This is a genomic window from Pseudomonas sp. SCPG-7, from assembly GCF_002156405.1.
GTDB lineage: Bacteria > Pseudomonadota > Gammaproteobacteria > Pseudomonadales > Pseudomonadaceae > Aquipseudomonas > Aquipseudomonas parakoreensis.
The window spans coordinates 179,559-192,608 of the sequence record NZ_MVOO01000007.1; the positions used below are offsets into that span (position 1 = coordinate 179,559).

Genomic DNA, 13,050 nt, shown 5'->3' on the forward strand with positions numbered 1-13,050 from the left:
CAATCACTGCCTTCCCCTGATATTCCTGCGGGATAGTGTCTTAAAAAATTTCTAGTATGGCTCACCTTTAGATCCAAGGAAGAAAAATGCAGTCAGAGTTAAAGTCCTTGTCGAAAATTTTTTCAGAAGTTATCTTCCGAATTCCCGATTATCAGAGAGGCTACTCTTGGGAAACTAAACATCTTAAGGATTTCTGGAATGACATTGAACAACTTCCGGATGATAAAAGCCATTACACTGGCGTATTGACGTTAGAACCAGTAAACCCTGAAAACTATAGAACATGGGAAGATGACACCTGGATCATTGAGTCAAAGCACTACAGCCCAATGTATGTAGTTGATGGGCAGCAAAGATTAACAACTGCCATAATACTGCTTCAGTGCATACTAGAATCAATCGACGATTCAGAACTTTTAAACTATACAGAAAAAACTGACATCCGGAAAAAGTACATATGCGAAATCAAGGGAAAAGGAATTTCCAGATCGTATATTTTTGGCTATGAAAAAGACAATCCTAGCCACGAGTTTCTCAAGCAAGTTATATTCGGCGACTCTTCCATCAACCATTCAACAGCGGAAGAGACCATATATACAAAAAACTTAAAATCCGCCAAAGATTTTTTCTCAGAAAAAGTAAAAGATCTTTCCAAAGATGATCTAGAATACATATTCACAACTCTCACACAACACTTACAATTCAATATATTTTATATCGAGAAAGACCTTGATGTTTTTGTAACCTTTGAAACCATGAACAACAGAGGCAAACCTTTATCACACCTCGAACTTCTAAAAAACAGGCTAATTTACCTATCTACTAAATTTAACGTAGAAACATCAGAAAGCGTCCACTTACGAAAGGCGATAAACGAAAGCTGGAAATCAATTTATCATTACCTTGGAAAAATCAACAAGAGTGAGCTTGACGATGATTTTTTGAGGACGCATTTCATTTGCTACTTTAGCGATCTTCTTGAAGACAAGTTTACAAGTTATTCCCGCACTCGCAGATATTTCAGCTACGGCGACGATTACAAGGATTACTTACTCGATGACTTCTTTACTCCGAAAAGACTAAAAATAGAAACGGAAACGGAAACGGAAACGGAAACAACCGAACCACTCGCCATAGAGAAGAGGCCTCTAGATATAGAAACAGTTTTTAATTACTCGCAGAGCATTAAAAGCTTGGTTAAGACTTACTACCACACAGCTCATCCAACTGATGGTGAATGGTCTGATATTGAAAAAGAGAAGCTCAGCCAGATTAATAGGCAAGGTAATAGCGACATCTTCAAACTCTGCGTCGCAGTTTTGCACATATTCGAGAGTGGTACCGCACGAGAAGTTGCACTTAGTGCAATCGAAAGATTTGGCTTCTTGACTAAGCTGCGCTCGTATTACTTCGATGTTAGCACAACAGAATTAACAGGGAAAGTTTTCGCGGGAAAACTTAACATTGAAGATCTAACGAAAGCATTAACGGAGCCATCAGACAAATTCTCGAAGTCCAAAGATTTTCATGATTCAATTAGGAATATTGGAAAAAACCTCAATAGTGGATACTACAGTTGGAAGCAGCTTCGCTACTTCATGTTCGAATATGAGCAACACCTACGCAAAGCCTCAAAAACGACTAGACAGTTGCTCAAATGGTCAGATGACGTAATGAGAGAACACTACAGCAAAGACCATAAAACCGTTGAACACATCTATCCTCAGAAAGCAAGCTCCGGTTATTGGACGCAGGCTATAACAGGACGAGGCTATTCCATTAAAGAGAGGAATATGCTGAAAAACTCAATAGGCAATTTGCTTCCTGTATCTCATGCAAAAAATGCGTCTTTAAGTAATAAATCATTTGAAGAAAAAAAGGGATCAGAGAGCAATCAAGTAGGATATCGCTACGGGTGCCTGTCAGAGATACAAGTCTCTGCATGTAAGGAGTGGACAGGTGTCGAGATCTTAAGGCGTGGAATCTATTTATTAGATTTCCTTGAAAGTAGATGGAACCTGAAGATTGGTGACGCCTCAAAGAAGGTAGACGTGCTGGGATTGAAATTCGTTCTATCGTATGAAAAAACTGATATTAATTCTGTGGTAAACCAGAAGATACCTGTCCCCTCTGCTCCTGATGAACGAATAGAGGATCGCGCAGACCAAGTTGAATTTTAAGCGTATCAAAAAATGAAGGCCGGATGACCTGATCTCGGCCTTCGTATAACGCAAGGCATTACTGTAGACTTTTTGAAAAATTTTAGAAGCGAATAACAGGGATATAACTTATTCATCGCCAAAAATCAGAAAATAAATTCGCATTTTTAAATTGCGCAGAAAACTTGATACTCAAAAGATGACAAAAATCAACCACTACGACCTATACAATTTTTTCAACTATTGACCACCTTATTTTCATAACTGAAATATCAGCAAATCAAATACTCGAGCGCCTCTTCCGAACCACGCGTGACTCAATCATAAGCCTTTCCCCTTTGGAAGTAAGACGCCACACCCTATTCCCGATTATACCAACCTCAGTCACTAACAACCCCAAAGCCTTTAGCTGGATCGCTATAGTATAAATATCATCCAAAAACACCGAAGAATTTATGCCTTCAGAAACCGATCCTTCCGACACAAACATACTTAGAAGCGTCGAACTTACGAGAGTTTGCTCCAGCCCGGCTTCAAGAGAAGGAGAAATACAGTAGAATATTTTATTCCAAGACACATTTACTTCCCATGCATCCTGATCATGACCATTGAATGTCCAACCTCTAACAGTAAACTCATCTTCAAGATCAGCCAAATCAGAAATATCGAACATAGCATCACTTAATGGCTCAGCACTTTCTTGCAGCTGCTTTAGTTTAATATTCTCCTTGCGAAGCTCATTTATCTCTCTCAACAGATCCTCACTGGAGCCGTCTGTTGCCCGAATCCAACCTACAGCTGGAAATGCTTTAATTGTCTTTGCCAAACTTAGCGAAACAAGTCCTGGCAATTCATCTGCAGCCTGCCAGTATTTAATGAGCCTTCCTTCCGCTACTTTTTTACGAAACACGTCAAGTTTATGCCTCGCCCCATCACTTCTATCCGTCTTATCTACTGCTAGTGTACCAGGGGCCCCATGTATAAGTGCCACAACTCGAATTCCTTTTTCGACCGCATAATCAAATTCTTGCTCTGTGTAACTTATCCCCTCAGGCCCCAAGGAACCATAACGGCCTCCTATTATCAAAAGGTAATAATCACAATCATCAATGATTTTTTTGATAAATTCCCACTGTTCCTCATCCGTAGCCGGAAAAAGCTCCATTCCTGCAGGAATACAATCCATCTCCATGAGTGTCTGATTGACTTTCTGACGCTCCTCTTTCAAGTCTAAGTACGTAGAACTTACAAAAACCTGATAACGTTTATCCATCGACGCTTTCCCCTCACTTAAATCCGTACCGAAACAAGAGAATAAAAATTTGGCAGAAGCTGGGAACGGATTTATTTAGCAATTAGAAATCCAAAAAAACTCGCATCCCGTTTTTTGCTCCGCTATGTGTTGCTACGGTTTAAAAACCCTCTACAAAACTTATCTCACGACCAAGCAATGGAACTTTCAAGGACTCTTCATAATAAGGCACACCAACGCACCCATCGCAAAATTTGTTATGATAGGCGGCGAGAAAAAGATATTTTTCAAAAACCTTAGAATTCGTCGAATACATCTTCATATTCGATACAATCATATCCCTGTGACACTCCATTAACTGCGCATCCAGTTTTGTAGGAAATATCCCCACCACATCAGGATCATTATCTGAAACAAATGCTGCGCGAAGATAATTTACAAAATACCTACCTTCATACTCAAAAACATAGCTCCGACAAAGCCGCCCATTGAATACCGCACTTACAACATCCAAATGATCATTTTTTTTTGCAAAATCAAACACATCCTGTGAAAGCATCACTACGGGATTAATTGCCTTACTACTCTCGATTTCAACAGCCTCTATCAGTGCCTCGCCATAAATTGTATGCTCATCGATATATAAGCCGCCTAACGTTAGACCACCACGAACAAGATAGCCGTGACGAATCAATTCAATTTGATACTTGCAAATGAACTCAAATATTGGAGCTACAAAATTCCGACCTAGCCCATATTTCAAAGAAACTAAAACATTATCAGAAAAACTTTTAACATCAATTAACCCTAATTTTTTCGGCTGCTCTAATTTAGATAGCCCCGCTTTTAACGCGCTGACCACTTGACTGCAAGCTTCGTTAGCGTCGCCATTTTCTTTGACAATATTTTTGAAACCTAAAACATCTATGAATGCACAGAATCGCTTCTCAATTTTTACTTCAGACATTATTTATGCTCCCAGTACATATGAAAAACTCCTAACATCCAACCTAGAACTGGATATCAATCGAAATTGGGGAGGGACTTATTTACCATCTAGAAACCTAAACAAATAAATCCGTCCGCTTTTTTCCCTTTTTTTTGTAAAAGAACGGGCTTTAACCCGTCCCGGTGAGCGAAGCGGACGATTTCAACATGTTGCTATCCAATCTCTGACTCGTCTTCTGCCGCCATTGCATCGGCATGAGCATTCCATGTGTCGATCATCCACGGAGGTAGCTGATCGTGGCGTCTCACCGAAACCCTTGAGTTTGCATAAGGCATGTGTGGTTCTAGTACTGTACGAACCAAAAGCTGGTCATTCGTGATTTGTATGGGTGCTACTAAATCCGGAGAATTTGTAATGTTCTCACGATCCTTCAGATACAATGGTACTAGATAATTCATACCACCGTAGTACCAATACGGCAGTTGCAGACCTCTATTCAATGACCATTGAATAGCTCCGGATATTGCGCACATTTGTGCAACAGGTGGAGCATCTTTTAAGAAGCTAACGCGATCTTCATTATCTTTAAGCATATGGTCATGTTGCATGACAATTTCAACACCCTTGGGGATTTCTGGTCCACTTGTTATTTCTGGCGGCGCTGGAAGAGATGGAGCGTTGATCTGCGATCCTGCCTTTATAAGCTTCCAAGGAGACCTACCTACATCTCCTCGTATAAATACCAAATAAAGAGGGGTTCCATATCTTGTCTGTAGGTTCCCTGCAGAAACATAAAACTGATCGTCAGAAAACGTTACTTTCCCTTGTTCAATGCTCCACGCGATATGAACAGCAAGATACTTCTCAAGCACATGAAAGTCTCTTCCCCACTTCTCGCTAAGTGCCTGCCCAGCAAGATCTTGTAGCACCTTGGGTGGAATGTATGCAAATTTATGCAGCCGTTTAGTAAGCTGATTTGTGTAGCTACTACCAATATCTTCCTGAAGTTTTTCCAAAGCAATCATGAAAGCTCCTTGTACTGTAAGTACTCTATCGTTTAGTTAATACGTATTTTCAGAGCTCTGAATTATGAGTGCCCGTACCAGCCCAAAAAAGCCATCTACGACGAAGAAAAATGGAACAAATTTATTTACCACCCAGAAATCAAAAAAATCTGTTTCACTTAATTTTAACTTATCAAAAATCTTCAACAGGCTTCTTAGTCGCAGCCAAAATCTTATTCGCCTCTAACCGCGGAAACGTAAACCGAATTATCATCCCCGAATTCGCACCTTGCCCCGCCATCACCAACTCAGCGGAACGAATATTCTCCGGTGCAGCAGCCAACGCACTAACAGCATTGGTTTGCCCTTTAGCGCTCAGCCCTTCGAGAAAGGTGTAAGTCAAATTCCCAGACGCCAGACCAACCTGTTCAAAATTCGAAATCTTCGTCGTCAGCTCTTCAGTGCTTCTCGACTTTCTCGCGGTATCGAACATATCCAGGATGGATTTTTCATCGTTAAGGGAAACCAGCGTGAATGATTTGGAAAGCCCCGCGATGGCTTTGACATAGAGGTTCTGATCGAAGGGGCTGATCAGTGAAACCATCATCAGCTTGTCACCGGAAAAGATTAACGCGACGGTAAATTTCTCTTCCAGGAAATCCACATCGTCGATGCACCTCGCGGTTCCGCCGACGTCTTCGGAGCAGTCGTAGTAACCGGCCGCTTCGGTGAATTTTGCGAGTGGGGTTTGGTAGACGTAGTTCTTGAACAGCTTTTCTTCAGCGAAAGCCCCCTGAGCGAAGGCAAGCATGGCGGCGGCGACGAGAACAGATGATGCGATTTTTTTCAGCATGGGATCCCTTCCTCACTTTTATTGATAGCCCGATGCTATCAGTCCATATCAAGGCTGTCTTGCTTAATCCCACACTTGATGAGGTTGTATTTCCGCCGGATATCACTGAGCTCGACCGGTCATTCCTGATAAACTCCCCAACCTCCCAGCCACACCGATTTCGTATCCCCAATGTCCCCTATCTCCGCCACACCCGCCCCACTCTCCCGCCGCTTCTCCGTCGCCCCGATGATGGATTGGCACGGCTAATCCTGTAGACCACTAAACCTCTGGCCTCCAGCCTCATCAAGAAACGCGCGTACCATTTTCGTACCACCCCACTCTCTTTTTCTCCCCGAGCGTAAAGCGGCGTTCTTCTCGCATCGTCGGTACGCTCGCCTGTCGCTCCAATCCCAGGCACTTCCTACAAGCGTTTCCGTCGCGGGCGAAACGATCTGCGCACGAGTGTCTCTTCGTCATCTGCAAGAGTGAGTGGCGAGGCGATCGGCTCTGCCGCCCGATAGGTAATGTTCTTTTTTCGGGAAGGCATCGGAAAAAGGTAATTTTGGTAAGCCGAACGGTCAATCTGGCTGAGAGCCTTGATTTTACTGGGCTGCAAAGGATTGGCATGAAGTAATTTTTGAGTAATGTAGAAGTAAGGTAATTACCTTTTAAGGAAGTAATATTTGTTTTTTTGCATCCCTTATAAATCAACCACTTACAGCAACATTACCTTTTTCATTACTCAAAATTACTTTCTGAAGTAAGCCAGCAAAGCCAATGAATCCGGGGCTTTCACCGGTGTTCCGATATTCGAATTACCACATTACTTTTTTCCGATGGCGTTCCTGAAAAAGACGCACCGAATGGTTTTATCTACCTGCCTTCCGCTTCGCCAGATCAGCCCTGTCAGACACCCACCCTTCGCAGGGATCCGCAGGCTTTTTCACCTTCGACGTCACTGCTACAGCGCCCGGCTGTGGGGGCGCTTGGCCAAGTGCAGGACTGCGGAAAAAAAGACCTATTTAGCCCGCAGGCGAGGTGGGGGGACGACGGCGCGCGCCAAGTACAAACTCCCTGTCCGGGCACTTTGTGGCACACCAATTCCCCATCCTGATCAGCAGTTCGTCGCCTAGCGCTCGCGGCCCCTTAGCAGCTCGATTACTGTACAAAAATCCAGTATTTGTATAGCGATTAAACCTGATGAACTTCAACCAAGCCAAGGCATTCAGAATCCAGCTTTGGCGCGCCGCTCTCGACGACCAAGACTTCCGCATGCAAAACCCCGAAGGTCACCGTGAAACCCTTCATGAAATGGCTGCGGCGCTGCACACAGAAGGGCTGATTGATCTTCTTGAGCAGTTCGACATGAACGAATTGGCCGACGCGGCTTATTGGCACGCCGTCGAGGAGTTGCAGAACTCGCCAGGTCATTACCGCGGGGCTTCGACATATGACGTTGTGCAGATCGACAACGGAATGTTGCTGGGCACCATCAGCCGCTCGATATTCAACTTTGCGAATGACGAACCTCGTGGCGCTTCCTTCGCCTACGACGGGAAGGTCTACTCCGACGTAGAGGGCGTGAGGCTGACTTTGGGACTCTCCCGGAGAGTTGGGAAAATTTCAGGCTTGGTATTGGAGATGAATGGTCGTCGGTATCAACTGGTCGAGACCGAACGAATGATCGCCGGTATCACCCACCGCCCCCTTTCCGACGCCGACACTTACCGCGCGTTTATTGATGCCGCGCAGGTGGCGTATGAGGAACGTAATCTGCGCGCTTTGCAAAAGGTGAGACCTCATATCGAGTCGGCGGCCTTTTGTATGTGCCATACCTGCCTTGATCGCTTTGACGCGCGTGACGACTGCCTGACCTGCGCCGGAAAAGGCTTTGTGACGAAGCCGGCGCCAGCGGGTCTACGCTGAACGCTCAACGCGGCTAGGGAATGGCTTGTTCAGCCACACCCAAAGGGCGTGCTGAACAGATGTCGTTGCATCAAGGCGAGGAAACAGAGACCTTTGAGTGGTTCAAGGTCAATCTCAGCGTGGGTAATGGCCGAATCAAGGTAAAAACTTGATTTCATCCATTGTTGAAAAGATAGGATCTACTAACACGCTCTTAGATAAGCTCTGAGGCTTTCGGCATCAAAATATGGAGAAGGCATTTTTTCAAGATACTCAGCCCCTTTAGATGTGTTCATTTTTAGTGTTAGCGCACCCGTACCTTTATGTTTCTTTTCCAAGATACCCGAAACAAGCTCCAAAGACTCTGTCAAACTTTGTAAAGCTTCGTCAACGACCTCTATCATTTGTTCGGTCATAGTATACAGTGCAATTATTTGCCCCTCACCGACGGTCTCACCAAGTTGACAAAGTGTATGTGCACCCGCTTTCCCTAAATTCGAAGCCTTCAATGTCGCCCGGTACTCATCTAAGGAACCATTACGATTTGAAAAATTCTCAAAGCAAGCTCTATATCGAGCCTGCGCAAGGTAGATCGTATCGATGGTCACCGTATCATTCATCGATAATGCTATATCTATAATGCGTGGATCAATTCGATCGGTGACCCCTGGATTACTAGGAATTTTGGTAATTTCTAAAAATCTAATCTTGCTATCACGAACAGGATAGATATTGTATTTTTTTATCGAAAACAAATCATTCAACTGTGAAGTTAGGTGAATAACCGTCCTATGAACGGCACTAAAATCCGCTTTAACTTCATTAGCCTTTTCAGTTTTTTTCTGGAAAAAGTAGGAACAACCAGCACCTGCCATTGCACCGCCGAAGCCGGCTGCTACAGGACCACCCACGTCTTTTAGAACAGTAACAACAATCGGACTTATCAACTGAGATATTTCTGGCGAAAAAGCAAATACGGCTAGAAACGCAAAAAAAACGGTAAAGCCTCCAAATAAAAATCCAATTATTGCGGGGAATCCCATACAAACACTCCTTCGTTAAATTCTTATTCGCATTATTACTCAAAGGAAAAATATAGGCACATTTTTCATACTCATGCGGTCGAGAAAAGGTGGCTAGGCCTCCGCACCGATCTCGTAAGATTTAAATCTCATAACCTCCTCGCCCAGCCAGTCGTTCAGCTGGGTCATTCGCGTCTGGATCGGTTCTAGTTCATTGGCCGCGTATATCTGCGCTGCCTCCCGAATTGACCCAAACCCACCCGCGTTCTGCGGGACAATGCCCATCAACTGCGGTGGAATCCGCAGACTTGCCAACACGTCATCCCGCGTCTGATTCTTGATCGAGTTGAATTCATCCTTCGCCGCGACCTCGCTGACGGGGATCAGTTGAATCCCATCCTTCTTGCCGGTCGGCGAGTAAACGAACAAGTTTTTGAAATTGCCTGGCCCCTTCGATTCCTTCAGTGCCTTGCGCAACGCGTCAATGTCAGCCTCAGTCTGCGCCGCATCTGTCATGTACAAGATGAACCCGGCATGGCTTCCGTTCTCGTAGTACTTGCGCCGAAACAACGTCGCCGACTCGTTCAAAAGCGCCGACTGCAACGCGCTGATCCACTCGGGCAGACCGTAAATCTCCTGATGCAGATCCGCCTCACGCAAATGAAAAATGCTGTCCGGCTCAAACGCGTGTTCATCCTTCCACCCCCGCACCTGGTAAAACTGCCCGTCCGGCCCGGCGCGCATATACTTGGCCAACGGTGTTTCCAATTTGCGTACCCCGCCCAACCGAGAGCGACGCCCCTCCAGATAGCCATTGCCCAGACACAGGAAGTCCAACGCAAACTGCTCAAACGAAGCCCGCGACAACAGCGGATGCGGAATAAACGTCTTGCTCAACAGGTTGCGTTTGAACATCAGCCCCGATTGCAGATGCACGCTCGCCCCCACCGACCGGGCCAGCCCGTCCAGTGACAGCGGCGGCTCATACCACCGCCCGTTGAACCAACACTCCAGGTAATCGAAAACCTCGCGACCGCCCAGCACCGGCGTCGGCTCGCCGAAGGAAAAAACCTGAGTTCCCGTGCCAGTGGCAGGTGTCGTTGCGGGCAATGTCTGGCTGGCGAGTTGTTCGGTCATCAGTAAATCTCCATACGCCCGGTATTGGCAGTGGTCTGCCCCTCAAGCGGTTCGTGATGCAATGCGTGAAAGAGCGCCCAAGCTAGGTCGGCGTGGCCGGTGTTGTCGTTGCGGCCGGCGGTGTAGGTGTACTGGCGCCCGCCAGCGGTGACGGTCTTGCGAATCGCCATCAGCGACTGGGCCATGTCGGTCCAGCCTGCGTCGAATTCGAGTCGGCCCTTGTGGATCACGTCGTAGGCCTTCAGCACCAGGCGGGTTTTGACTTCGGGCGAATAGCTGAAGGTGGTCACCGCCGGGAAGAACTGGCGCACCAGCTGCGCCACACCGCTGCCCAGTCCTGTCACGTCGATGCCGATGTAGGTCACCCAGTAACGGTCGCAAACGCTCTTGATGAATGCGGCCTGCGCGGCGAAGTCCATGCCCCGGAATTGGTGGCGTTCGAGGACGCGAAACTTTCCACCCGGTACCAAGGGCGGCGCGACCACGACCATACCGGAACAGTCGCCCGTCTCCGCCGGGTCGTAGCCAATCCACACTTGGCGGTCGCCGAACGGGCGCATGGCGAAGGGCTTGTAGTCCTCGGCCCACTCGACCCAGCTGTCCACCATGCACGACTGCAAAATGGTCAGCGGAAAGATGCTCGCGCCGTCGTCGACGAATTCACACATCAGCAGGTTGGCGAACGCCTCGGGGCTGTATTCGCGGCGCAGTTCCTCGATATCGAACAGGTCACAACCGCCCCGCTCCGCATCCAGAATCGTGACGATCTGCCGCCACAACCGATCCTCACAGAACCGGCCCTGCTGGAGCGCACCGTGGGACACGTCAACCTTCGTATGCTGCGAAGCGGGCTTGCCTTTGTTGAAGCGTTCGCCCGTCCAGAAGGTGTACGCCTCGTGGGCCATGCTCGACGGCGTGGAAAAGTAGGTCTTGCGCCACTTCTTGTGCATAGCCATGCCCGAGGCGACCTTATTCAGCTCCTCGAACTTGAACGTCCAGAAGAATTCGTCGAAGTAGAAATTGCCGTGATAGCCCTGGGCTGTACGTGCGTTGGTACCGAGGAAAAACAGCTCGGCTCCGTTGGGCAACACGATGGGGTCACCAGTCAGCTCGACGCCGATCACCTCGCGGCAAAACGCCTGAATGTAGCCCCGGAACAGGTAGGCCTGGTTCTTCGAAGCCGACAGGAAGATCTGGTTGCGCCCAGTGTCCAGCGCATCGATTAACGCCTCACGGGCGAAGTAGTAAGTCGCGCCAATCTGCCGGCTCTTGAGGATGACGCGGGTGCGCTGATTGCCGGCCCGGTACCAGTCTTTCTGATAGTCAAAACAGCCATCGATGAACGCTTCGCGCAGCAGCTCAATCTGGTCTTCATCAATCTCGTTTTTGACGGCCTTTTTCTTCGGCTCGGCGTTGCGCTTGGCAAGGTTCGGGTTAAGGTCGGTTTCGGTACCTCCCCCTTGAAAGCGCTGAATGCGAGCCTGCCGCTCCAACTGCCGGTGCAACAGGTCGATCTCTTTGAAGTCGCCGCCGCTCTTGTTGTCCTTGAGGATCAGCTGCACCAGCCGCGCTTCCAACGCCCCGCCAATGCGCTCGACGTTGTCGGCCCGGTCCCACTCGTCGCGGGCCTTCCAGCTGTGTAGCGTTTTTTCCTTTTCGCCCGTAGCCTCGGCAATCTCGCAGATGCGCCAACCCATCCAGTAGAGAAACTTGGATTGGCGGCGGGGATCGATGGGCAGCAGTGCGGTCGTAGTCATGGCCGCGATGCTGCCGTCCGCGACCGCGACTCAATAGCACCGCTCCTTGTAACCCCCGTCCTTACAGTCCCGCCTCGTTGCCGCAACTCGCGCGCGTCACGACCATGCCCCTCATCGCAACGCACTGCTCAGCCAACAGCAGGCGCCCCAAGCAATGAGGATTCCCGGCATGAAGAAATTTCGCAGCAACTGGTTCCGCGTCGCCGTCGAGGGCGCTACCTCGGACAAGCGCACCATCAAACGCAGCTGGCTGGAGCAAGCCGCGAAGAACTTCAACCCCGCCACATACGGCGCCCGCATTTGGCTGGAGCATTTCCGCAGCCTGCTGCCTGACAGCCCGTTCAAGGCCTACGGCGATGTGCTGGCCGTGAAAACCGAAGAAGTGGACGTGAACGGCCAGAAAAAACTGGCCCTGCTCGCGCAGGTCGAGCCGACCGCCGACCTGATCGCCATGAACAAGGCGAAACAGAAGATCTACACGTCCATCGAAATTGACGACAGTTTCGCCGACACCGGCGAGGCCTACATCGTCGGTCTGGCGGTCACCGACTCACCAGCCAGCCTCGGTACCGACGTCCTGGCGTTCTCAGCACAGAAACCCGACGCCAGCCCGTTCAAGGATCGCCACTACTCCGCAACCTCCATGTTCACCGAAGCGCTGGAGACCGAGCTGACCTTCGAGGAAATCGAGGACAAACCAAGCCTCGGCGCCCAGCTTTTCAGCAAGGTGCAAGCCCTGCTGGGCGGCAAACAGGCCAAGGATGACGCCGAGTTCTCGCAGATCAGTGAGGCCGTCGAAGCCGTGGCCGTGCACGTCAAAGATTTGCCCGACCAACTCGCCGCCGAGAAGAAATTCTCCGCAGGTCTGAGCACCAAGCTTGATCAACTGAGCAAGGACTTCACCGAGTTGAAGGGCAAGCTCTCCACCACCCAAGACCACAACCAAAAGACCCGCCCTCCGGTAACCGGTGGCGATAACTCGGTCGTGACCGACTGCTGACAGTCAGCCCCCGCCACAGCCCCGAATAAC

Annotated in this window: 10 protein-coding genes; 3 read left to right on the plus strand and 7 right to left on the minus strand. The window is 48.4% G+C overall.

Annotated elements, in window-relative coordinates:
- The first annotated feature begins 86 nt into the window (after window positions 1-86).
- Window positions 87-2,180: a DUF262 domain-containing protein gene (locus B1722_RS15460; protein WP_086793249.1), complete on the plus strand. Its 2,094-nt coding sequence runs from the start codon at window positions 87-89 to the stop codon at window positions 2,178-2,180.
- A 259-nt stretch (window positions 2,181-2,439) separates the two neighbouring features.
- Here B1722_RS15460 and B1722_RS15465 read toward each other — a convergent pair whose 3' ends face one another.
- The 4 genes from B1722_RS15465 to B1722_RS15480 all read right to left on the minus strand — a co-directional run bounded on the left by B1722_RS15465 (window position 2,440) and on the right by B1722_RS15480 (window position 6,217).
- Window positions 2,440-3,432, minus strand: coding sequence for a DUF4062 domain-containing protein (locus tag B1722_RS15465; RefSeq protein ID WP_086793251.1), 993 nt, complete (start codon window positions 3,430-3,432; stop codon window positions 2,440-2,442).
- A gap of 139 nt (window positions 3,433-3,571) precedes the next feature.
- Window positions 3,572-4,378 (minus strand): hypothetical protein, encoded by an 807-nt coding sequence (locus B1722_RS15470; protein WP_086793253.1) that lies wholly within the window; start codon window positions 4,376-4,378, stop codon window positions 3,572-3,574.
- Window positions 4,379-4,572: 194 nt separating this feature from the next.
- The gene (locus B1722_RS15475; protein WP_086793255.1) at window positions 4,573-5,385 is read right to left on the minus strand and encodes a DUF3825 domain-containing protein; all 813 of its coding nucleotides are present in this window, start codon (window positions 5,383-5,385) and stop codon (window positions 4,573-4,575) included.
- Window positions 5,386-5,557: 172 nt separating this feature from the next.
- Window positions 5,558-6,217, minus strand: coding sequence for a hypothetical protein (locus tag B1722_RS15480; RefSeq protein WP_086793264.1), 660 nt, complete (start codon window positions 6,215-6,217; stop codon window positions 5,558-5,560).
- A gap of 1,182 nt (window positions 6,218-7,399) precedes the next feature.
- Between B1722_RS15480 and B1722_RS15485 the strand changes: the two genes are divergently transcribed.
- Window positions 7,400-8,125 (plus strand): hypothetical protein, encoded by a 726-nt coding sequence (locus B1722_RS15485; RefSeq protein WP_086793266.1) that lies wholly within the window; start codon window positions 7,400-7,402, stop codon window positions 8,123-8,125.
- A gap of 182 nt (window positions 8,126-8,307) precedes the next feature.
- On the opposite strand, the gene B1722_RS15490 is transcribed toward B1722_RS15485, so the two are convergent.
- The 3 genes from B1722_RS15490 to B1722_RS15500 form a co-directional block, all read right to left on the minus strand.
- On the minus strand, window positions 8,308-9,147 hold the full coding sequence (locus B1722_RS15490; RefSeq protein ID WP_086793268.1) for a hypothetical protein: 840 nt from the start codon (window positions 9,145-9,147) through the stop codon (window positions 8,308-8,310).
- A 93-nt stretch (window positions 9,148-9,240) separates the two neighbouring features.
- The gene (locus tag B1722_RS15495; RefSeq protein WP_140396023.1) at window positions 9,241-10,263 is read right to left on the minus strand and encodes a phage portal protein; all 1,023 of its coding nucleotides are present in this window, start codon (window positions 10,261-10,263) and stop codon (window positions 9,241-9,243) included.
- Window positions 10,263-12,020 carry a terminase ATPase subunit family protein gene (locus tag B1722_RS15500; RefSeq protein ID WP_086793270.1) on the minus strand — a complete coding sequence of 586 codons (1,758 nt, stop codon included), beginning with the start codon at window positions 12,018-12,020 and terminating at the stop codon, window positions 10,263-10,265. The genes B1722_RS15495 and B1722_RS15500 overlap by 1 nt, the downstream gene beginning before the upstream one ends.
- Before the next feature lie 169 nt (window positions 12,021-12,189).
- On the opposite strand from B1722_RS15500, the gene B1722_RS15505 reads away from it, so the two are divergent.
- Complete coding sequence (locus B1722_RS15505; protein ID WP_086793272.1) at window positions 12,190-13,020, plus strand: GPO family capsid scaffolding protein; 831 nt, start codon at window positions 12,190-12,192, stop codon at window positions 13,018-13,020.
- The last annotated feature ends 30 nt before the right edge of the window (window positions 13,021-13,050 follow it).